This is a genomic window from Yokenella regensburgei, from assembly GCF_051486985.1.
In the GTDB taxonomy this organism is placed as follows: Bacteria; Pseudomonadota; Gammaproteobacteria; order Enterobacterales; family Enterobacteriaceae; genus CBFFRJ01.
The window spans coordinates 97965-121633 of record NZ_JAHVDV010000013.1; the positions used below are offsets into that span (position 1 = coordinate 97965).

Annotated in this window: 14 protein-coding genes; 9 read left to right on the forward strand and 5 right to left on the reverse strand. The window is 48.7% G+C overall.

What is annotated here, in order from left to right; genetic code table 11:
• Positions 1-81 precede the first annotated feature (81 nt).
• From KXR87_RS11350 to KXR87_RS11385, 8 genes are all read left to right on the forward strand, one after another.
• Positions 82-915 carry a DUF4942 domain-containing protein gene (locus tag KXR87_RS11350; protein ID WP_437432368.1) on the forward strand — a complete coding sequence of 278 codons (834 nt, stop codon included), beginning with the start codon at positions 82-84 and terminating at the stop codon, positions 913-915.
• A gap of 76 nt (positions 916-991) precedes the next feature.
• Positions 992-1240, forward strand: coding sequence for a CopG family ribbon-helix-helix protein (locus KXR87_RS11355; RefSeq protein WP_000535212.1), 249 nt, complete (start codon positions 992-994; stop codon positions 1238-1240).
• Between the two features lie 3 nt (positions 1241-1243).
• The gene (locus KXR87_RS11360; protein WP_045411006.1) at positions 1244-1519 is read left to right on the forward strand and encodes a type II toxin-antitoxin system RelE/ParE family toxin; all 276 of its coding nucleotides are present in this window, start codon (positions 1244-1246) and stop codon (positions 1517-1519) included.
• Between the two features lie 119 nt (positions 1520-1638).
• Positions 1639-2436, forward strand: coding sequence for a helix-turn-helix transcriptional regulator (locus KXR87_RS11365; RefSeq protein WP_437432369.1), 798 nt, complete (start codon positions 1639-1641; stop codon positions 2434-2436).
• A gap of 329 nt (positions 2437-2765) precedes the next feature.
• Positions 2766-4031 (forward strand): tyrosine-type recombinase/integrase, encoded by a 1266-nt coding sequence (locus tag KXR87_RS11370; RefSeq protein WP_437432370.1) that lies wholly within the window; start codon positions 2766-2768, stop codon positions 4029-4031.
• Between the two features lie 236 nt (positions 4032-4267).
• Positions 4268-7780 (forward strand): type I restriction-modification system endonuclease, encoded by a 3513-nt coding sequence (gene hsdR, locus KXR87_RS11375; protein WP_437432371.1) that lies wholly within the window; start codon positions 4268-4270, stop codon positions 7778-7780.
• A gap of 71 nt (positions 7781-7851) precedes the next feature.
• The gene (gene hsdM / locus KXR87_RS11380) at positions 7852-9441 is read left to right on the forward strand and encodes a type I restriction-modification system methyltransferase (RefSeq protein WP_101700326.1); all 1590 of its coding nucleotides are present in this window, start codon (positions 7852-7854) and stop codon (positions 9439-9441) included.
• Between the two features lie 68 nt (positions 9442-9509).
• Positions 9510-10931 carry a restriction endonuclease subunit S gene (locus KXR87_RS11385; protein WP_437432378.1) on the forward strand — a complete coding sequence of 474 codons (1422 nt, stop codon included), beginning with the start codon at positions 9510-9512 and terminating at the stop codon, positions 10929-10931.
• Between the two features lie 71 nt (positions 10932-11002).
• On the opposite strand, the gene KXR87_RS11390 is transcribed toward KXR87_RS11385, so the two are convergent.
• The 4 genes from KXR87_RS11390 to KXR87_RS11405 form a co-directional block, all read right to left on the reverse strand.
• Positions 11003-17323 (reverse strand): DEAD/DEAH box helicase, encoded by a 6321-nt coding sequence (locus KXR87_RS11390; RefSeq protein WP_437432372.1) that lies wholly within the window; start codon positions 17321-17323, stop codon positions 11003-11005.
• 12 nt (positions 17324-17335) lie between these two features.
• Positions 17336-20623, reverse strand: coding sequence for an STY4851/ECs_5259 family protein (locus KXR87_RS11395; protein WP_437432373.1), 3288 nt, complete (start codon positions 20621-20623; stop codon positions 17336-17338).
• 1168 nt (positions 20624-21791) lie between these two features.
• Positions 21792-22001 carry a helix-turn-helix transcriptional regulator gene (locus tag KXR87_RS11400; protein ID WP_101700380.1) on the reverse strand — a complete coding sequence of 70 codons (210 nt, stop codon included), beginning with the start codon at positions 21999-22001 and terminating at the stop codon, positions 21792-21794.
• Positions 22002-22108: 107 nt separating this feature from the next.
• Entirely contained in the window at positions 22109-22687 is a 579-nt protein-coding gene (locus KXR87_RS11405) for a YagK/YfjJ domain-containing protein (RefSeq protein ID WP_437432374.1), read from the reverse strand.
• 416 nt (positions 22688-23103) lie between these two features.
• On the opposite strand from KXR87_RS11405, the gene KXR87_RS11410 reads away from it, so the two are divergent.
• Entirely contained in the window at positions 23104-23523 is a 420-nt protein-coding gene (locus KXR87_RS11410) for a hypothetical protein (protein ID WP_437432375.1), read from the forward strand.
• Between the two features lie 15 nt (positions 23524-23538).
• On the opposite strand, the gene KXR87_RS11415 is transcribed toward KXR87_RS11410, so the two are convergent.
• Positions 23539-23669 (reverse strand): IS3 family transposase (locus tag KXR87_RS11415; protein WP_437432379.1); only part of this gene is annotated, 131 nt, incomplete at its 5' end.

Consider the following 23669-nt stretch of genomic DNA (forward strand, 5'->3'; position numbering starts at 1 on the left):
ATCTTATTTCCTTATTAACTCATTGCATAATGCGCCTGCCACTCCCGGCAGGCGTGTTTGCTTTTATACGGACAAAAAAACATGCAAACAGAAGCTGAAGTCTTAACTGACCATAATGAGCTAATTTGCTCAACCAGCATTGAGCGTATCGTCACCGGACGTGATGCTGCCTTGAAACAGATTGAGGCGCTAATTCGTCAGCTTGATGACGTTTCCCGACTCACTTCCGGGATTGGTGGCGACGTAGCGAGTCATTGGGCGATGCGGCAGGGCCATGCTTTCGACTGCTGGCTGGTGCAACCTGTAGATAAAGCGATGCCTGTCATCACCCGCAATATCGACCGTAGCATCTGGCGCGATCTGATGCTGAAGTCCGGGATGTTAACGTTGATGGATGCCGAAGCCCGTAGCCAGTGGGCGAAGAATCTGGAGGAGGGCGATCTTCCGGCCATTAGCGAAGCCAATATCCTGAGTACCTTTGAACAGTTGCACCATAACAAGCAGGATGTTTTTGAACGTGGAATTATCAACGTGTTCAAAGGGCTAAGCTGGGACTATAAAACCAATAATCCCTGCTATTTTGGTAAGCGGATCATCGTTAACGGCCTGGTAAAGCACGACAAATGGGGCTACAGCCTGAATTGGGGCTGGCGGCGCGATCAGCTCGCCGATCTGGAGCGGATGCTGTATCTGCTTGACGGGAAGACTATTCCCGACAACCGGCATGATGTCTCTATCCGGTTTATGGACTTTGTGCGTGATAACCCGCATCAGCAGGTCTTTGAGGATGATTTATTCTTTATTCGCTACTTCCAGAAGGGCAGCGGGCATATCACGTTCAAGCGTCTGGATCTGGTGGAGAAGATGAATGATATTGTGGCGAAACACTATCCGGGGATGTTGCCTGCGAAATAAGATGTGATGTTTTTATAGGCACCTCTATGCTAATCTTAATAGGAGTTATTAAGTGTTATTAAAAGAGGTAATCCCTATGGGTTCGCTTACTAAACAAACCATCAGCGCACAGATACCTATTGAATTGGCCGCTGCTGTAGAGAATCTGGCAATTGAGTTAGATCGTTCTAAGAGCTGGATTATTAAGGAAGCGTTGACCAGTATGCTGGCCGAAAGAGAACGGCGTCACCAGAGCATCCAGGCCGGTCTTGCGGATGTGGATGCCGGTCGCGTGGTGAGCCACTCGGACATGGTGGATTTTGCTAATCGTTTAAAGAAATCCTGATAAATGGAAATTTACTGGACGCTTAAAGCTCAGGATGACCTGGAACGTATCTACCGTTTTGCCCTTCAGTACAGCCGCCAGCACGCCGATGACGTTTTGGATCGCCTGATTACTGGCTGTGCTGGTCTTACAGCGCATCCGGCTATTGGCGTACAGCAGACTCGGTATGAACCTCGGGAAGTCCGAAAAGTGTTATTTGATGACTATGAGGTTCACTACGAACTTCGTGACAATAACATTTATATCGTGGATCTCTGGCATACCAGAGAAGAACGTTGAAAAGTTGCTCTTCACATTAGCGAGTACAGCCCACTCGTTTAAAAACTCATTTTTGTGTTTTTTACTCTTTTTTGTGTTTTAATGATATCCATTACTTCTTGGTAAGTGAGGAGGGCATCATGCAAAACAAAATCAAAGAACTTCGTACTCAACTATCAATCACTCAGCGTGAATTGGCAGATATGGTTGGTACCAGCCAACAACAGATCCAACGTATAGAGACAGGGAAAGTTGCGGCCAAGTTAGGACTGGCGCAGGCGATAAGCGCTGTCTTAAAGAAACCATTGAATGCAGTTTTTCCTGGTAACGATACTTTATTGCAAAAAGTGCGTAATCAAAGTAGCCGTAGTGATGATGATCTGGAAAGCATCGCTGCTAGTGGTATTGAAATGGATGGCTGCATTTGGATGGTGAAACTCTGGTTACGAGGGCAGCAAGATTATTTGCTGTTACCTATTTCCCCGGCTGATAAGCGTCGTTTTTACTCACACTTTCAGGAAAGAGCAGTGCCTGGTTATGAGCATTTCTTTGTTTTCGACTCTGAACAGCATCGTTATGCCTTAAATGCGCGAGAGGTGATTTTCCACCAATTCTTGTTTGAAGCGTTTCCACCTATCCCTGATGACGAGGATGGTGATGCAGATGAAGGAAGATATGGGAATGTCCATATCACCATGGTGAATGGTGGCCCAGTTATTGAACTTTGTTGCGAGCCAGATGAGTCTGAGGACGAAAGTGATGGCGATATCGGTCAGTTGAATGCATTTTTTGACATTCTGGAGTTAGAGCCGGAATCAACAGAGCGATATCAGTTAACCGACATAGATGGAGAAGATGCTTTTATCCGTATTGGTTCTATTGCGATGGTGCGAGTACCACTTGATGCGCTGGAGCCTGTAGAAGAAGATGAGGAGTGATTTTAAGTTAGCTGAGTTTTCAGAGAATTGCGTATGAGTATACATGTGAGTATACATAGCGGTTCTCTTATTTTGTAATTTAAGCTATTTCAGTTGGTTACGTAGAGAGTCGCGGTGCGGCCTTCGCACCATCGGAACATCAATAGACGTCAACGGACGTCTTTTTTTGTGTCTGAAATCCAGTATCCGCAAGGCTTTCCTCGCTTTTTCACTCTACCTAAGTCAACCTGATTCAATCTACATCAACTTACTGATGCGGGTACAACTGCGGGTATATCCCGGTTCGATAATGTTTGTACCCACACAGAACTCTTGAAAGGATACTCATCATGGCTCTGAGTGATGTGAAGGTTCGTTCGGCTAAGCCTGAAGCAAAAGCCTATAAACTTACTGACGGCGACGGTATGGTTTTGCTGGTTCACCCGAATGGCTCAAAATACTGGCGGCTACGTTACCGCTTTGGTGGCAAAGAGAAGATGCTGGCACTGGGGAAATACCCCGAAGTCTCACTGGCGGATGCAAGGGCACGACGTGACGATGCGCGTAAGCAGTTAGCTAATGGTGTCGACCCCAGTGAGAGCAAAAAAGCCGTTAAGGTAGAGCAGGAGCAAGAAGTGATAACTTTTGAAGTGGTAGCCAGAGACTGGCACGCCAGCAATCAAAAGTGGTCTGCATCGCATAGTGCTCGTGTATTGAAAAGCCTCGAAGATAATCTCTTTGCTGCCATTGGTAAGCGGAACATTGCAGAACTGAAAACGCGAGACCTACTTGTACCCATCAAAGCAGTCGAGTCGTCCGGGCGCCTTGAAGTTGCTGCCCGTTTACAGCAGCGTACTACCGCAATTATGCGCTTTGCCGTTCAGAGCGGCTTAATCGACTACAACCCTGCGCAAGAAATTGCCGGTGCGGTGGCTACGGCGAAAAGACAGCATCGTGCTGCTCTGGAACTCAATCGTATACCTGAATTGCTTCACCGTATCGATCACTATTCTGGAAGACCGTTAACCCGACTGGCTGTCGAACTCACGTTATTGGTTTTCATCCGTTCAAGCGAGCTGCGTTTTGCCCGCTGGTCAGAAGTCGATTTTGAAACGGCTATGTGGACGATTCCAGGTGAGCGTGAACCGCTGGAAGGTGTTAAACATTCTCAGCGTGGTTCAAAGATGCGGACGCCACATCTTGTTCCCTTGTCGCGTCAGGCCTTAGCTATTTTGGAAAAGATCAAAGGCATGAATGGAAACCGAGAGCTGATCTTCGTTGGCGATCACGATCCGCGTAAGCCGATGAGTGAGAATACGGTGAACAAGGCTTTACGGGTGATGGGCTATGACACGAAAACTGAAGTTTGTGGACATGGTTTCAGGACGATGGCGTGTAGTTCACTTATTGAATCAGGATTGTGGTCGAGGGATGCAGTGGAGCGGCAGATGAGTCACCAAGAGCGTAGTTCTGTACGGGCAGCTTACATCCATAAGGCGGAACATCTGGGAGAGAGGAGACTGATGCTGCAGTGGTGGGCGGATTATCTGGATGCGAATCGGGAGAAGGGGGTTAGTCCGTTTGATTTTGGAAATAATGGTAATGTGTTGAAATGATTTAATTATTTATCGATTTTATAATTTAAAAGTGTGCGCTCGATATGGTCAGCTGACGTGGTTGAAGTGTTTGGGACTTTTTGTGTTTAGTTCAACACTACAAAATAGACGAACCCTTAAGAATTAGTCAGTTGCTGTGACGTTGGTCATTGCCCGGGAAGATGTGGAAAGCTAAGATAAAGAGTTATGAGCCTTAAATATATGGATAGGCTCGCACAGCGATGGATTAAAACCTAATGATGACTAAATCCAATTTTGAGTTCCTGAAGGGCGTCAACGATTTCACCTATGCCATCGCCTGTGCGGCGGAAAATAATTACCCGGATGATCCCAACACCGCACTGGTGAAAATGCGTATGTTTGGCGAAGCGACGGCTAAACACCTTGGCCTGCTGCTGGATATCCCCCTCTGTGAGAATCAACACGATCTTCTGCGTGAACTGGGCAAAATTTCCTTTGTTGATGACAACATCCTTTCTGTATTCCATAAATTGCGCCGAATTGGTAACCAGGCCGTCCACGAATACCATAATGATTTGGATGATGCCCAGATGTGCCTGCGCCTGGGTTTCCGTCTTGCCGTCTGGTATTACCGGTTGGTAACCAAAGATTACGACTTTCCTGTGCCGGTTTTTGTGCTGCCTGAGCACGGTGAGGATCGCTACCACGCCGAAGTTCTCACCCTCAAACAGCAACTGGAACAGCAGACACAGGAAAAAGTACAAAGCCAGGCAGAACTGGAAGCTCAGCAGCAACGATTAATTGCACTCAACGGCTACATTGCCGTTCTCGAAGGCAAACAGCAGGAAACCGAAGCACAAACCAAAGCACGCGTGGCCGCACTGGAAGCGCAACTCGCCGCCAAAAACGCCGAGTTAGCAAAACAAACCGAACAGGAACGCAAGGCATATCATAAAGAGATTATCGACCAGGCTATCAAGCGCACACTGAATCTCAGCGAGGAAGAAAGCCGCTTCCTGATTGATGCCCAACTGCGTAAAGCGGGCTGGCAGGCCGATAGTAAAACGTTACGTTTCTCCAAAGGTGAGCGTCCAGAACCGGGTGTAAATAAAGCCATTGCCGAATGGCCAACTGGCAAAGATGAAACCGGGAAGCAAGGTTTTGCGGATTATGTTCTGTTCGTGGGCCTTAAGCCTATCGCAGTGGTCGAAGCAAAACGTAAAAATATCGATGTTCCCGGCAAACTCAACGAATCGTATCGCTACAGTAAATACTTCGATAACGCGTTCTTACGCGACACGTTGTTAGAACACTACTCTCCTGATGAAGTACATGAAGCGGTACCTGCTTACGAAATTAGCTGGCAGGACACCAGCGGCACACAGCGTTTTAAAATCCCCTTTTGCTACTCCACCAACGGGCGTGAATACCGCGCGGCAATGAAGACCAAAAGCGGTATCTGGTATCGCGACGTCCGCCACACCACCAATATGTCGAAAGCGCTGCCGGAATGGCATCGCCCGGAAGAGCTGCTGGATATGCTGGGCAGCGACCCGCAAAAACAGAATCAGTGGTTTGCCGATAACCCCGGAATGAGCGAACTGGGTCTGCGTTATTACCAGGAGGATGCCGTTCGCGCGGTAGAGAAGGCCATTGTTAACGGCCAACAAGAGATCCTGCTGGCAATGGCGACCGGTACCGGTAAAACCCGTACCGCCATCGCCCTGATGTTCCGCCTGATCCAGTCGCAGCGTTTCAAACGCGTCTTGTTCCTGGTTGATCGTCGCTCGCTCGGCGAGCAGGCGCTGGGATCGTTTGAAGATACACGGATTAACGGCGACACTTTTAACAGCATTTTCGATATCAAAGGATTGACCGATAAATTCCCGGAAGACAGCACCAAAATTCACGTCGCCACGGTTCAGTCGCTGGTTAAACGCACGCTGCAATCAGATGAACCGATGCCGGTCGGCCGTTACGATTGTATTGTCGTCGATGAAGCACATCGCGGCTACATTCTTGATAAAGAGCAGACCGAAGGCGAGCTGCAGTTCCGAAGCCAGCTGGATTATGTTTCCGCCTACCGCCGCATTCTCGATCATTTCGATGCGGTAAAAATTGCGCTGACCGCCACGCCAGCGCTGCACACGGTAGATATTTTCGGCGAGCCGGTTTACCGCTACACCTACCGAACGGCGGTGATCGACGGCTACTTGATCGACCAGGATCCCCCCATTCAGATTGTCACACGTAACGCGCAGGATGGGGTCTATCTTTCCGAGGGCGAACAGGTGGAGCGCCTGAACCCGCAAGGCGAGCTGATCAACGATACGCTGGCTGACGATCAGGATTTTGAGGTTGCCGATTTTAACCGCGGCCTGGTGATCCCGGCGTTTAACCGTGCGGTATGCGGTGAGCTCACCAAATACCTGGATCCCACCGGACAGCAAAAAACGCTGGTGTTCTGCGTCACCAACGCCCATGCCGACATGGTGGTTGACGAGCTGCGCACCGCGTTTAAGAAAAAGTATCCGCAGCTTGAACACGACGCCATTATCAAGATCACCGGTGATGCCGATAAAGACGCGAAGAAAGTGCAAAGCATGATCGTCCGCTTCAACAAAGAGCGGCTACCCAATATTGTGGTTACCGTCGATCTGTTGACCACCGGCGTGGATATCCCGTCAATCTGTAATATTGTGTTCCTGCGCAAAGTCAAAAGCCGCATTCTCTACGAGCAGATGAAGGGCCGTGCCACGCGTCTGTGCCCGTCGGTGGGGAAAACAAGCTTTAAGATTTTCGACTGTGTTGATATCTACAGCTCGCTGGAAAGCGTCGATACCATGCGCCCGGTGGTTGTGCGTCCACAGGTGGAACTGCAAACGCTGGTCAATGAAATTACCGACTCAGAAACCTACAAAACCATTGAAGCGGATGGCCGCAGTTTTGCCGAGCACAGCCATGAACAGTTGGTCGCTAAGTTGCAGAGAATCATCGGCCTCGCCATTTATAACCGCGATCGCAGCGAAGCGGTGGATAAGCAGGTTCGCCGTCTGGACGAGCTGTGCCTGGATGCCGCGGGCGTCAACTTTGGCGGTCTGGCCTCACGCCTGCGGGAAAAAGGACCGCACTGGAGCGCCGAGATTTTCAATAAGCTTCCCGGCTTTATCGCGCGCCTCGAAAGGCTGAAAACCGATATCAACGCCCTGCGCGAGGCCCCTATTTTCCTCGATATTGACGATGAGGTGGTGAGCGTTAAATCGCTGTACGGTGATTACGACACGCCGCAGGATTTCCTGGAAGCGTTCGATGCGCTGGTGCAGCACGCTCCTAACGCCCAGCCTGCGCTGCAGGCGGTGATCAATCGTCCGCGCGACCTCACCCGTAAAGGGCTGGTGGAATTGCAGGAGTGGTTTGACCGCCAGCATTTTGAAGAGTCCTCCCTGCGCAGCGCATGGAAAGCAACGCGCAATCAGGATATCGCCGCCCGGCTGATCGGCCACATCCGTCGTGCGGCGGTGGGCGATGCGCTCAAACCGTTCGACGAGCGTGTCGATCACGCGCTGGCACGTATCAAGGGCGAGAACGACTGGAGCGATGAACAGCTAAGCTGGCTCGACCGTTTAGCGCAGGCGCTCAAAGAGAAAGTGGTGCTCGACGACGACGTCTTCAAAACCGGCAATTTCCACCGTCGCGGCGGTAAGCCCATGTTACAGCGCGCCTTTGACGACAACCTCGATAGCGTGCTGGATAAGTTCAGCGCTTACATCTGGGATGAGCTCGCCTGACGCGTTATCATCCCAGGCAATTTCTTCTTCTGCGGCCCCGATAAGGGCCGCTGTTTTACATAGGATCTTCAATGAACAATAACGATCTGGTCGCCAAACTGTGGAAACTGTGCGACAACCTGCGCGACGGCGGCGTCTCCTATCAAAACTATGTCAATGAACTCGCCTCGCTGCTGTTTTTGAAAATGTGCAAAGAGACCGGCCAGGAAGCGGACTACCTGCCGGAAGGCTACCGCTGGGATGACCTGAAATCGCGTATTGGTCAGGATCAGATGCAGTTCTACCGTAACCTGCTGGTTCAGTTAGGCTCAGATGAGAAAAAGCTGGTGCAGGCGGTATTCCATAATGTCAGCACCACCATTGAACAGCCCAAACAGCTGACGGAACTGGTCAGCTATATGGACGCGCTGGACTGGTACAATGGCGACCACGGCAAGTCCCGCGACGACTTCGGCGATATGTACGAAGGGCTGCTGCAAAAGAACGCTAACGAAACCAAATCCGGCGCGGGCCAGTACTTCACCCCGCGTCCGCTGATCAAAACCATTATCCATCTGCTGAAGCCGCAGCCGCGTGAAGTGGTGCAGGACCCGGCGGCGGGAACGGCGGGCTTTTTGATTGAAGCCGACCGTTACGTGAAATCCCAGACTCACGATCTCGATGACCTGGATGGCGACACCCAAGATTTCCAGATCCACCGCGCGTTTATCGGCCTTGAACTGGTGCCCGGCACCCGCCGTCTGGCGCTGATGAACTGCCTGCTGCACGATATTGAAGGCAACCTCGACCACGGCGGCGCCATCCGTCTGGGCAACACGCTGGGCAGCGACGGTGAAAACCTGCCGAAGGCGCATATTGTCGCCACCAACCCGCCGTTTGGCAGCGCCGCGGGCACCAACATCACCCGTACCTTCGTGCACCCGACCAGCAACAAACAGCTGTGCTTTATGCAGCATATTATTGAAACCCTGCACGCCGGCGGCCGCGCGGCGGTGGTGGTGCCGGATAACGTGCTGTTTGAAGGCGGTAAGGGCACCGATATTCGTCGCGACCTGATGGATAAATGCCATCTGCACACCATCCTGCGCCTGCCGACCGGCATCTTTTACGCCCAGGGCGTCAAAACCAACGTTCTGTTCTTTACCAAAGGCACGGTGGCCAATCCGCATCAGGATAAAAACTGCACCGACGACGTGTGGGTGTATGACCTGCGTACCAATATGCCGAGCTTCGGCAAGCGCACGCCGTTTACCGAGCAGCACCTGCAGCCGTTTGAAACCGTCTACGGCGAAGATCCACACGGCTTAAGCCCGCGTGAAGAAGGCGAATGGAGCTTTAACGCCGAAGAGAGCGAAGTCGCCGACAGCGAAGAGAATAAAAACACCGACCAGCACCAGGCCACCAGCCGCTGGCGCAAGTTCAGCCGCGAGTGGATCCGCAGCGCGAAATCCGATTCACTGGATATCTCCTGGCTGAAGGATAAAGACAGCATCGACGCCGACAGCCTGCCTGAGCCGGACGTGCTCGCCGCAGAAGCGATGGGCGAACTGGTCCAGGCGCTGGGCGAGCTGGACGCGCTGATGCGCGAGCTGGGGGCGGGGGATGAGGCGGATGCGCAGCGTCAGTTGCTGGAAGAAGCGTTTGGCGGGGTGAAGGCATGAGTGATTTTAAATTCCATACTCCCAACTCATGGATATTATCCTCACTGCCAGATATTGCTGGAATCAATATGGGACAATCACCCTCAAGTTCAGATGTTAATGAACAAGGAGAGGGTATTGTCTTTTTCCAAGGGAAGGCTGAGTTTGGAAAATTGTATCCAACCCCCAGAAAATATTGCACAAAACCAACAAAAATTGCGTCAGCTGGAGATATTTTGCTATCAATAAGGGCGCCGGTTGGACCAACGAACATTGCCACTGAAACAACGGCGATTGGTCGAGGGCTGGCAGCCATCAGTGCTCACAGTGGTTTAACAGACCCTAAATATCTTCTTTACTATTTTAGATGTATAGAGCCGTGGTTAAGTACACAAGGCACGGGGTCTACTTTCAAAGCTATTTCAGGTCAGTTTATTAAGGAATTAAAAGCCCCATTACCGTCTTTTGCCGAACAAAAAATCATTGCCGAAAAACTCGATACGCTGCTGGCGCAGGTAGACAGCACCAAAGCACGTCTTGAGCAAATCCCACAAATCCTGAAACGTTTTCGTCAGGCGGTGCTTGAAGAAGCTGTCAGTGGTAGATTAACGGAAAACTGGAGAGATGCGAGCATTAGTGAAAAATCAGCGGAAGAACTTCTCGTTACCATAAGTAAAACAAGAAAAAAAAATCTTACCAGTGGCGCAGACTCTCTAGCTACAGAGTCTAAGCGATATCTTGCAAAGATTGACGCCCATCATTTTAATATTCCTGATGTTATTCTTCCAGTTGGATGGAAATGGACTACTTTCTTACAATCGATGGAAAAAGTGGTTGACTGTCATAACAAAACAGCACCATATACAGAGAAAGGTATTTATCTTATCAGGACACCTGATATTCGTAACGGTATTATTTCATTAAAAAATACTAAATATGTCAATGAAGACACCTATAATTTTTGGTCAAAACGATGCCCCCCAAGAAGTGGTGATATAATTTTCACACGAGAAGCTCCTATGGGAGAGGCTGGAATTGTACCTGAGAATACACGTCTCTGCATGGGACAAAGAATGATGCTACTTCGCCCCATGCAGAGCTATCTCAGCAATAAATATGTTTTGCTGAATATTCTATCAATTAGTTTTCAGGCGAGAATGTTGTCTCAGGCAATAGGTACTGGAGTTAAGCACCTTCGGGTAGCTGATGTCGAATCATTAATGTATCCTTTACCACCACTCCCAGAACAACACGAAATCGTCCGCCGCGTCGAGCAACTCTTCGCCTACGCCGACACCATTGAAAAACAGGTCAACAGCGCCCTGACCCGCGTCAACAATCTCACCCAGTCTATCCTGGCAAAAGCCTTCCGCGGCGAGCTGACCGCCCAGTGGCGTGCTGAAAACCCTGATCTCATCAGCGGTGAAAACAGCGCCGCCGCCCTGCTGGAAAAAATCAAGGCCGAACGCGCCGCCAGCGGCGGTAAAAAAACCTCGCGTAAAAAAGCGTAATGATGGTCATCGGCCATCGCTGACTCGAGTCGTTTTAGCGCTCCCAACTCTTTATTGGGAGCGCTAATGCATTAAGACGGCATCACCTCTACCAGCACATCCGTTGCCCAGCTTTCCTCGCTATTAAGGACTTTGCCCTCCTGGCAGGCTTGCGCCAGTTTTACTAGCTGATAAGTCACATCATCAGTAAAGTCAAAGTTACGCCATGCATACGGGAAGTCGATACGCCAGTATCCCATTCCCTGGTCGAAGCGAATCTTCAACATCTGACTATCTTCAAAGGTCACCGTCAGCTTACGATGATGTGGAATATCACGTGGCGAATCGAACACCGTCAGTTCTACCGCTCTGCCCATTGCCGCAGTAAACCACTGGTCGGCGAAATCCTGAAAATCCGCTTCGCTCATCCAGTCATGAGAGGGGCGATTTCCTGAACGATCTTTGGGCTTAAACAGAGTATCAAGCTCAAGCTCCGCGTCATCGGTCAGCTTTGTTTTTAGCGGTTTCAGTATCGCCCCCAGCAGTGCCAGCGCAACCGGGTTTTGCAGATAGCGATCGGTATAGTGAACGCTGGTGATTCGCTGGTTTTTCATCAGTGACTGTGCTTCTTCATGGTTGTTACACAGCAAATCCCAGAAGCGTTGTCCGAACTGCGAAAGTGGACCATTTAACTGTTTATGAATCTCTATGTCTTTGACACGCTCAACCGCGTTCGCTGCTTTCCCCGGCAAAACAAACTCGTTCAGTTTTACCGTGTTATAGCCGAGGCTGCGAACGACCAGTTCGTCATTCAGGTGCCAGCCTGGCCCTGGGATAGTTGCCTGCTGGCTGCGTGAAGCCAGCGTCATTACGCGATCGGCAAAGGCGACTTGCGCAACAATCGGCAATTCCAGAGCCTGTTCGCTATGACACAAACGCACGCCCAAAGCAGTAAACTGCGAAAGCTCATGCAACAGCTCCGGATCATCGACGCCAGCAGGAATGACAAGGTCGACCGCAACATTGTCTTTAATCCGGTAGTTCTGAATAGCCGCCCGGAATTGACGGGCATAAAGATCCCACTCATTGAGTGGCCCATTCATCCACAGTGTGAGTTTTTCAGCACCCTCGTTAATCGCCCGACGAAGGGTATCGCCAATGGCTCCCGGGCAATATCGGGCATCCGGTAGCGAGAATGTTTCATCATCCGGCAAACCGATGTAGTACGAGAAGTCATCACCAAGCCATGCCTGTGCTGCTTTACGATCCAGCAAATCGTGATCGTGGCGAGTCTGGGAGTCGAGGAGGCATTCACTGCATGCCGTATCGCAGTGGTGGCAACCCAACTGCTTCACCATTCCCAACAGAATGGCCTCAATGTGCATTGGCGCACTGGATGCAAAACCTGCACCACCGCTAATCACATCGTAGAGTTGAACGGCTAATACTGATTGTCCATCTTCCAGTCTGACCGGACGAACGGCGTAGCCCAGTTCTGCCGCGGAGATACCCAAAACCCCGGCCAGCGCCTGACGTAGTGCTACCGCCAGAGTCATGGCAACAATCCGCCCTTCTTCCGTGCTATCCGGGAGATATTCACCGTTTTGCGGCTTGCGTAGAACCATTTCAAAGACATCCGTTCGTGCCAATGCCCCCAGCGTGACGTTCTTCATGAGCGCCGTCGAGCCGGGGCAAATTAGACGTTGATTCTGGCTGTCGCGATCTGCTTTTCCCGGACGCGGCGGGTAGTGGGCTTCCATACTTTTCGGCGCATCGTTTGCGTTCAACATCGACTCTGCGCGACCACAGCTCAGGCAAAGTGCGTAACCATGCCCACCTTCTCCAAGGCTTTGCTGGAAAACATGCCCATCAGCGCCAGATGCCATATACCCCATTATCGGGTTAGGCAGCGGTACGGGTTCTGCTTTAACAAATACCCAGGCAGGGACAACCGGGATAAATTTCATGGTTTCAATATTGTTCGTCACCGGCGCATGCGCATCAGTTACAAACCCGGCTGGCTGCAGCACCTGGCGACGATTATCCTGGATGATTTTTTCGCCACAGGCGCTGTTGGTGCAAAATAGCGTCCCGGAACTGCTCAACCCCTCTTCATAACCTATGGTCCCGCATTTGTGACAGCGCCAGGCGCAATCCAGACGCTGGGCTTCATTGGTATCGGCATTAATATTGTGCCAGTGCAGTGAGACGCCAGCAGAACGGAAGACCCGGCCATCCAGTATGATCTCTGCGCCTGGCGCATATTCACGGATGGCAACCCCCAGGTTACGCGAGGGAAGTCCTTTATAACGTGAAACATTATCTTCGCGATCTTTTTTATCCCGGCTTTTCTGTGATTTTTCACGGATATAGTCTTCCATAGTGAAGTTATCAAACGTCACCACATCTGTCGGGAAGCCGTATCCCGGCAGGAAAGTCCTGGCCGCCAGGTCACGCAGCAAATACTCGCCACAGTGCCGTTTTTTCTCCAGTTCTATGCGCTTGCGATAAGGTGTTTGTGGCTGCGATTCTCGTTCCTGGGCTACAAGATCGCGGTAGACGGAAAGCCATCGCTGTTGCAGGAACGTAATCGCATGGATTGTTTTATCCCGCAACAGGTCGGGTCTGGCGCCATGTAATGCTGTACCTTTCACCAGCCGTTCCAGCGCCGCGTCGATATCAAGAACCGGACGCTCGAGCCAGACTTTAAAGCGTTCACATTTTGATTGCCCGTCGTCTTCACCGAAAAACCAGAGGCTATCAAGACTGGTTTTTTCTTTATCCGTTTCGCCAATGACGTGACATAAAAAGTCGGACAGTAATAGCGCATTAACGTGGCGTTGCACCAGCCGGGCGGAATTCATTGCCACCATTGGCGCGGGGATCATGGTCTCAAATGGCCAGAGTGGGTTGGCAAAAACCTGTTGATCGTGCGGGTTCCCTTTACATAGTGTGTAAGAGATCGCACGCGATTCCTGACTACGCCCGGCTCGCCCGGCACGCTGTAAATAGTTAGCCGGATGGGGCGGTACGTTGTTCATCACTACGGCGGTAATGCCACCGATATCAACCCCCATTTCCATGGTGGTGGAACAGTTGAGAACATTAAGCTGCCCGTTTTTGAACATCTTTTCGTAGCTTTGCAAACGTTCTGACGATTGCTGAGCAGAGTGCTCGGCTGTGCGGTAGTAAAATCCGCCTTCCACGACACGATCGTTAATATCCGTCCAGACGTTTTCCGAACGTAATTGTGCGATTAGTGGCTCTTTACTAACCCAGTCACGTACCTTCGCCAGACCCGGAGCGTAGTCTTCTTGCGAACGATCCAGCTTCCAGATTTCCGGCATGGTGACCTTTTGCGCGACAAAAGCGTCATATTGTGTCTTGGTAAGGTGTTCAAACGAAATGTGGGTGGGCAGATAAGGGGTTAAGCCTTTAAAGGCTGTATCCAGAATCTTATTGGTTACCGGACAAATCCAGGCATCTATGATTAAAGAAAAAGTCATGTGCTCTTTTGGCAGATAGAAACGGTTACCATCAGGTTTCAGCACTGCAAGTGGCCCGGTAAGTTGGGTCCACGCTTCTTTCAGCCACGTATTGATAATATCCATCGTCGCCGTATTAACGGTTTTGAATCCTGCGCCAAGCATTAATAACTTCACTAAACGATGGGATATATTGCCATTACGAATTTGTGGCCAGCGTCTGTTCTGATTATCTTCGGGATCTTTTGTGTCCGGGTTACGGACGAATTTCGATGAAAAACGGCTACCAATCCAGTTTTTCAACTCATCGTCCAGTTGTGTGAAGTTGCTTTCACGTACGTACAGATCCAGTGTAACCTTAAGAAAATCCTTCCAGTCATCCAGCGTCAGCCCTTTCTCTTGCCAATGCACCGGCATCTTATGGACCTTCTCCAGCCCCTGATAACCAACCTGAACTAATCCCTGCGTTTCCAGGCTGTTAGTTCGTTTGGGTCGGCGCATAAACTCCCGGAATAACAACATTTCAGAAAGCTTCAGCGGCCCGCCATTTTCATTGAAAATTTCAGGCTTCAGATAGTGGTTATATTGCAGAATAGGGCCGCGAATATCGGCTTTCTCTTTAAGTTCATTAACCATTTCAATCCAGGTCCGCGAAACCAGAATAGTCGCAGCTTTGCCACCGGTCGCGGCCTGAATAGCCTGTTCAAGTTGTTCGGCTTGCGCTTCAGCCAGTTTTGCTTGTTCCGGCATTCCCCAGCTTCTATATTCTTTCGCCTCATGGCGGGCCTGTTTTGCCCTCGTCGCTAACTTTTCCAGATCGGCATTGGCATTCGGTGTTGCAGAAGTCTGTGTTCGTTGATGCCAGCTCAGGATTTCGACCACACTACCGCGTAAGCGGCTGCGCTCAGCTTCTTGCTGCATGCGCACCGCCATTCGGGCCGTTCCTTGCCGGCTGTCGGTAAAGGTAATAAGTCGACGGCCTCGACCTGGTAACGAATCAGGTCCGACGCCCTCTTTTCCTTCTTCACTAATAAAATCCTGACAATATTCCAGAACGGTTGGCACAATATTGGTGACGTAAAATGGCCCACCTAATAAGGCTCGGCGGAACGGTTGTTTTCCGCTCGCGCCTCTGTAGCCACAGCTACTGGCACTACATACTTGTTCAATGTCGTTAATAACCAGCGGGATGCTGTCATTGTTAATAACACCAATACGACGCGTCTGACGGTCCAGACGCTGTTGGGTATAACCCGCCGCGCTGGTCTTCTCTGCGGCGATAATGAGTGGGGGCTGAAAACGACTCTCTTTATCAACTTTTTCTTCTGCGGCATCATTTTCAATATGCACATCATCTTGCAAAGAGAACTCATCACCGCCTTTATTTTCCCATTGGACAAGTTTTCCCTTTTTGTCCCGCGCCAGAAGATGTGGCTCATTACATTCATTACAGAATGCCAGCTCGTAAACCGGGCTTCCACAATCGCAATTTTGGCGTTTGTTCACATACACATAACCAAAAGGCCAACCCTTTTCCAGCGGGGTACCGTGCTTTAATCTGCATTCTTTATCAACACAGGCCCACACCCCCTGGGTATTGCGTTGGAATATGTGCGCCCTGACCTTAAGAAATGCGGGATCCTTAGTATTGGGTTGTGTGCCAGAGCAGACGTCAATCCAGCGCAACACATCCTGTTGGCTATAATGCTGTTTTGTTAGCGAGTTCAACCGCTGCGTCATATCATCCAACTTCATTGGATTCGATTGAGTAACTAACATTTCACGCAAGTAATGCGCTTCAGGTGAATGCGTAAGTGCATCAAAGCGCTCTGGGCTTACGCCCTTCATGTCTGTATCAGGGATTTGCTCAATTTCTTCTAACGGAATAAAAACGTGTTTGCATGGTTCCAGTTCCGGAATAACCCGGCTTCCGTCCAGTACGTCAATGCGCTCTTGCGGTATACCGGATAATTCAGAGAGGAATTTTTTTAATTGCTTTTCGGCATCGCTTCCGGCAATGGTTGCAGAGGTTGCTACAAAGCGAACATCATCTGGAGTCACACCAAAGGCCGTCATCACGCGGCGTAACTGCAGCGCCAGTTCAGCGGCCTGCGAGCCGACATAGGTATGCGCTTCATCCAATACGATCCAGCGTAATGATTTTTGTGATTTAGATTGCTGGATAATTGGAGCGTCGATCTGGCGGACCATCATATATTCCAGCATTGTGCCGTTGGTCACTAGAATTGGAGCGGGTTCTTCACGCATTTTTTCGCGCGAGAGTACTTCATTCGGTCTTTTTACCTGTTCGCTTTTCACTGCGGCGTGTAGATTTTCGGTATTTCCGTTGTAGAGGCAGTATCGGATTCCGGAACCAAAACCACGTGTCCAGGCGTCCAGGCGCTCACGTTGCGAATTAATTAAGGCGTTAAGTGGATAGAGGAAAAGGGCCCTGACGCCGATAAGTGGGTTGTTGCCATTTTCATGTAATTGCCGGTAGAGGTCTTCCAGCACCGGCACCATAAAACATTCGGTTTTGCCTGAACCCGTACCGCTGGTCACTACCACAGAATGTTTTTTTTCCAGCAGAGCCTTCCAACTGGCTAGCTGGTGAGTAAAGGGTTTCCAGTCAGCACCAAAACGATAGCGTCCATTGTTCTGATCATCCAGCGAATCAACCACAGCTTTACTGAGCAATGCCTTGCCTTCCGTCAGGCTACGCATCGTTTTGTTTGACGCTTTCCAGCCAAACATTTGTTGGAAAACGGGAGAAGCAAGGAATGAGCCTGATTTCCCACAATCGGCGCCCATTTGTTGCGCGAGGTGCTCACGCAACTGCGGGTTTGTGACCCCCATGATACTCAGTGTTGCTTCAGTTGAACGAGACAACGATTGTTCAATAAGTGACGAAAAATAGCGTGTAGTCATTCTTATCCCTTTTTATTTTTGAGCAAAATAACGCAACAGGCTGCACTGGAAGATGGCCTTAAACCAGCGGGAATCGAAGTCCCTGACCTGTCTCAGGAAAAATACGGCACCCGGTTTACGGTCAAATACGGCTTCAAAAGAGGTATTGCCGCTTGCTACAGCTGCGGCGAAGACGGGTAACCAGGCAACGGAATAGCGGTATTCTGCGTCAGGATTAATGCTGATCACTGGATTTTTTTGTGATGTCATCCAGCTATGCAGCCGCTTGCTGCCGTACTCTGGCCAGCGAGCTTCACTATGCTCACGTAAAAGCTCCTGATACCACTCGCGAATGAAGAACTCTGGAATGGGCGGAGGGAATTGTCCATAACTTAACCATTTCTCAATTTCGTCGGCATATGTCGGGAAAACGAGCCCCAATCGCTGATACAAGCTCTTCACCAGTAAATTCTGGGTTTCTTCCGGTGCACCCTTTTGGCTCAGGAACAATTTAAATCGATCGGCTGCGGTTTTGATTTCGAAGATGGGGAAGAACTCCCATAAAATAGGGAACTCATTTTCAATGCGGCTCAGATACTCAGCTGACATCTCAAATTTAAATAGCGACATCGCCAGTGCTTGTGGATGCTGTACTAGCGCACGCCAAACTTCAAAGGTTGCCAGCGGCAGATAACCAAATTGGTCGTACAGGCAACGCATAAATTGCCAGCCGGAATGAGCGGGATCGTTAGCCATCTGTTCAAGTACCAGTGTAATGGTATTAACTTCAGACTGGGGATTAAAAAGCTGGGTCGCTTTCTGCAATGAACGAATACTACTTTCATCCACAGGTAACGACGGTTCCCCACGAATGAAGCAGGGGCGAAACGCCATTTCCTCACCCTGTTTGGGGACGACTAACCACGGCCCATTTTTGTTAATAACCGAACTCAGTTCATATTCACCTGTCGGTACACCTTCGCTCATTCTTGATGATAATGGGGTGATTTTTCTCTCCGGCTCACTCAATAACATGATGACAGGTGAAGACATTTGCTCGGTACGATAATGGGTTGACTGGCTGACGAGAAGTTCTCTTTCATAATCATAGCGTAAACTGTATTTATAGCGGCGAATCTGCCAGCTCATTACAGCACCTGCGCCTTTGATTTGCATCTCAACAACCTGGTCAATTCCTGTCTCAAGAGACAGTAAGTTTTCAATATGCTCTCTCAGGCTGTATAAATTGAGTTCGACGGGGTGTTCCCCCGCGGTATAACACCATTCATGCCATGCCTGTAACCCACTTTTGGAACGTAAATGTAATTCCAGTGAAAAACGTGTCGGATCGCCATTTTTACCAAATAAAAAGGCTCTCGAACCCAGCAAATCATGCAGAGTAATATTTTTATCCAGAGTGCATCCATTTGCATCAAGGGCCAGGCAACCTTTTGCAGGGAAAGGTAGAGTCATCTCTACTGGGGCTGCACCCAAATTTGGGTAAATCTGCAAAGAGACAAACGCAGGAGGTATTCCTTCTGCTTTAAGTAATATTTCTGTTTGTCCTGCTGAGCGTTTGCGAGCAACCTCTAATGTTTTATCTTTTAAGACAGACATGCAGGGATGTTGCGTTGAGATAACAATGGAACCTTCATTGGCTAGCTCACCACCCTTTATTTCAATGTTAAAATCTGCCGGCAAGATCCCAATTTTTCGACGCAGTAGAGTTTCATTGTGAGTATTTCTGACAGAAACATATTGCGTACCCATCATCTCTTGTACCTGACATTCATCTAACGATATGCCACTCAGGTAACGTTTGAATTGTATATCTTCAGCATTCAGGTTTTTCGCCGTAACTTTAGGTACACCAAGGAATGTTTCATCAGGATGGCAATTCCAGGTAACATGTTTTCCATAAAAATCAAATCCGCTCTGATTAGATTGTTCCCTCCCGGTGCGGATCCTGTATGTTTCATCTCCGGAAATGGTTATATCCTGGCGTCCTTTTACGGACAGTGTTCTGAGTCCTAATAACGACGCTGTACCTGGAGAGCCTTCACACCCTGAAATAGTGGTTTTTTCTTGAGGTAAGGCAATAAGAACATTGCTATTACGTACAGTACAAGAAGCTTGCCCTTGCAATAACCAGCGTTCCTCATCATCAACAAAAGTAAGTGGTACCTCGCCAACGGCGATTTCACTATCTTCAAGTTTTATGGTGCCAACAATCATTCCTCCAGTTCGTGCAACAATCGTTAAGCTCGCAGCTGGCTGGCGTCTGACAAATCTCGACTCACTTTTACGCAGGCGAACTTTGGCATGGGCGTTCTCCAGGGATGCATAGGCGGGGCCGAGACAGGTGACTTCTTCACCATCTTCATAAATGGCAAGTTCAAATCGCGTCGTTGAGGGAGTGCTGATGATTGGGAGGGTGAGTTCATCAGGCAGCGAAATTATCGCCTGGATTTGATTGGGATGGTTTTCCGACCAATAGAATTGACAACCGGAACCCTTATTTTTTTGTAAGTGGGATTTAGCCTCTACGGAGGCAGTACATAGCAACCCATTAAGAAAGCGAGTACCTGTTTCATCATCCAAAGGCATAGGGAACTCATCACGCCATTTTGGATGCACTTTATCAAGCTGCTTCACGGGTTCGGTATGATTGCTCAGGTTGTACATTAGAACCAGCGAGCTGAGTTTTTCCGCTATATGGCTGATGAGTTCTACAGAGGTGTCTTCGCTAAAAACAGTTGGCAGGGCTGATTTTTCTATGACAGTTCTTACTAGAGAAAGTATGGAAAATCCTGCCAGTTGTGCCTGCCCATATTGATTGAGAATCCGGGAGAATACATTCTGAAAATGGCTATCCGATTCTTTCAGTAAGCGGAACGGTAATCCCCCCTCACTGAACAATGTTCCGAGAAAATTACGTCGTTCTGATTCGTAAAATCGGATTGGGCGGTTCCAGTAACCTTCCATCCCTTTAGGGATAATAATCCTTAATTCAGTCGACGTTAATGATACTCCCAATGCTCTATATATAGGGTCCCACATCCAACCACAATGGCGCTCATAATCTCTGCGATACCATTCAGAGCAAAAAAGGACAAAACAGGCAGCGTAACCTTTATCATCGATATTACTCTGTACTTGACCAACTGCACGAAGTAGTTGTGTTAGATTATTGTATTCATCATTGGTCGCATGATATTCATATAGGGGACGGCTATCAGGTTGTCTCAATCCTCTACGATTAAGAAAGTTACTTAGCCAGGAAGTACATTTTACCCAAGAAATGCATTCTGATTGACTCAAGGCAAACTCCTTACAGACAAGCGAAAAAACCTTATAGTTTTAGTTAAAAAACAGATCAGATTACTCTTGTGTTGGTATAACTTCAACTACTAATTTTTGTGGGTGTATCTCACAGGTGGTTTTTATTTAAATGATAACAAAAATTGATTGATTCCATCCTATTTATCGAGTTGTTTTATTATTTCAAATAAAAGGAAGTTTTACTTTGGCGTCGCTATGCACAATGACGAATAACTTATCTTCTATGATATAGAGCAATCAGGAGAACTATACAACCAGGAATAATAAAAGTTGTATCATCAGTCAAAAATACATGGGGTTGATGTTTGCTGTGTATGCATTACATTATATGTATTGCAGGAGTATTTCTATATTATTATCAATGCGTTAAATGGAGATATATTCTTAAGCGCGCAGCGGAAGGGGTTACTGAACTAATAACCAGAGGCATCGTGTAGAAAATACCTATATGTTACTCATAATTTCAAGTTATGAGGCAATATACGCAGTGAGCAGGCATAGATTATTGCCTGCGTATAACTGCGCAGTATTGAGTAGGGTGCCTGTGAAACCGTTTATGGTGATATTGCCATGCGAAGTCAGCTGTACGTCTCCACCAGTCCAGAGCGTGCCTGAGGCGTTCAGCAAAAAGCTCTGTGCACTGAAAATACGGTAGTGTGTTGGGCATTGTTGGCAAAGTTACTTTCGTCATTCATCACTAGAACATTTCTCTGCATTACACCGCTGCTGGTGACTGTGTCTGCGTGTTTTTCTGGCGGCCAGTGTGCCTGTGTTCGTCAGCGCACTGATGAGTTTCAGCGTCGTATCACCGAGCGCCACCATCTGCCCACGACAGTTGAAGTCCTGCTTGTCGGGCAGCGCTGTCTGTACAGACGACTGGTGTCAGTCTGCACCAGTGACTCCCCTTTATCAGGCGAGCATTACCGTCTAGTGCGATAGAGGATTTTGCGTACGTGTAATGTTCCTTACCGCCAGATGACACGCAGGTTTGGTTCATCCCGGTGCGGGCAGACTGGCGGGTTTATCAAGTTAGAGCGTTTTAAGGGGGGCTACTGGCAATATCTGGTGTTTTACAGTGAGCAGTGTCAGAGAAAGCCGGGAAGCGAAGGGGACTTACTTCGATAAAATTCAGAGGGAGTTGGTCTGATCAACCGCCTCGTGAGTCCGCAATACGTTGCAGTAGCCAGTCTTCGACTTCACTTTGCTTCCAGCGGGAACTGCGGCCCAACTTGATCGGCTTTGGGAATTGGCCATCTTTTATAAGCTTGTAAAACCACTTGTCCGTAAGCCCTGTAAGCTTCGTGATGAAGCGAATATCCACCAGTTGGTCATCAAGCAAAGAAATTTGTTCTGTCATGATGCTGTCTTCCATTGTGGGATTATCCTGAGCTGGTGGGTGATTGTTCGTTACCACCAGCCCTTCCACATCAATGGATTGATACGTAAAAAAGTGCAGAACGCGAGTTACACCGTGCGAGGACGCCCCAGTCCGCTGGGCGGCGATACCTCACTGGCTCCGTAGTGATAGTGTCCGTGCTTTTGTTCTTCTTTGGCGAGATAACTGATGATATAGCGCAGGTTATCGATGGCTTCGGTATCAGCGTAGTTCACCGGCCTATCAGTACTGGCTTCATAAGAGGGTTTGTACTCGCAACGGTTGTAATAGCCTTCTCGTTGCGTTATTTCCCGCCATATTGTTCCTACTTTCTCAGCTATTGGGTAGGTAGCCTGGTTAAGGTGCCTGTCGAGATAGAATACGATATGGGCATGGCAGCCGTGGTCTACAGAATTCTCGAGTACCCAGAAATACCCTGCCAGATTTGTGTGCTGCAGGGTGCGTTCAACCAGTATACGTACTTCTCGTTCGGTTTCGTTCCATGAATAATGTTTATAGCGCTCTGTATCTTTCTGATAGAACAGGTCGAGTCTGAGTGCCTGTATTCGCGAGTATCGGTTCAGTAGCTGATTCAGGTGGTCATTGAGTAGAGACAGTAGAAACCAGTTCATCGTGTATCTGGAATTAAAAGGGTAAGGAGTGTGCATTGATTTATCCTTTGTCAGGTGGAGTACAAAGGATTGGGATGAGATGTAATTTTTAAGAGAAGCAGGGATACGGCAAATACAGGGAACTGTGTATCCAGGGGAATACAGGTAGGGTTGCTTGTTGGGGGAAGGAGCTGTGAACAGGGTGGTATAGAAACAGGGAGTTCCCCTTAATTATACTAAAAACCCAAATGTTCATATCTGCTGTTGAGCGATTCTAATGAGGTGAACAGAGGGGATTCATAGAGTAAAAACCACAGGAATAACGCAGTAAAATGTCAGAGTATTATCAAAATAAAATCAGCAGGATATCAGTTTAAAGTCAGTCATTCTTCAGGTCTGTGACCCGACTCCACCAACCAAAAAGGTGCTAATGCTAATCTGTTTTTGGGAGTCAGAAGCAGAGGGAAGAGACGATGTTGCATTACGATATGATCCGCTACGAGATAATGTACATAAAAACGCTGGATAGCGTTTTCAATACAGATCACTCGTTACTGTGCAGTACTTATGATACGCCGGATGATTTTAGACACTTGATCTCTCAGATACTTGAACAACATTTTCTTGGCGATCAGGGCAGAATCAAAGTTGCGCGGAAAACACTTAAAGAATGGGCCGACCTGCAACTGATTGATAAAGATTATTTTGATTGTTTCAAAGGTACACCAAGAGCATCGTGGTTTGCTCACCATTATATTTTTGAATACCCAGTAAAATCTGCAGGGTTGACACTTGGTGGATTGGGGAATGACGTCGGTTGTTCAGGTGGTTTTAATTCTCTTTTAATGGACGATAATATCTTCACCAATATTGATTACTCTAATTTGAATTGAATCGCCACGGATAATCTAGACACTTCCGAGCCGTTGATAATACTGGTTTTCATATTCTGTCGGTGACATCTGATTGCTCGAACCATGCCGTCGCTTACTGTTATAAGACATTTCGATGTAATCAAAAATATCGCTGCGGGCTTCTT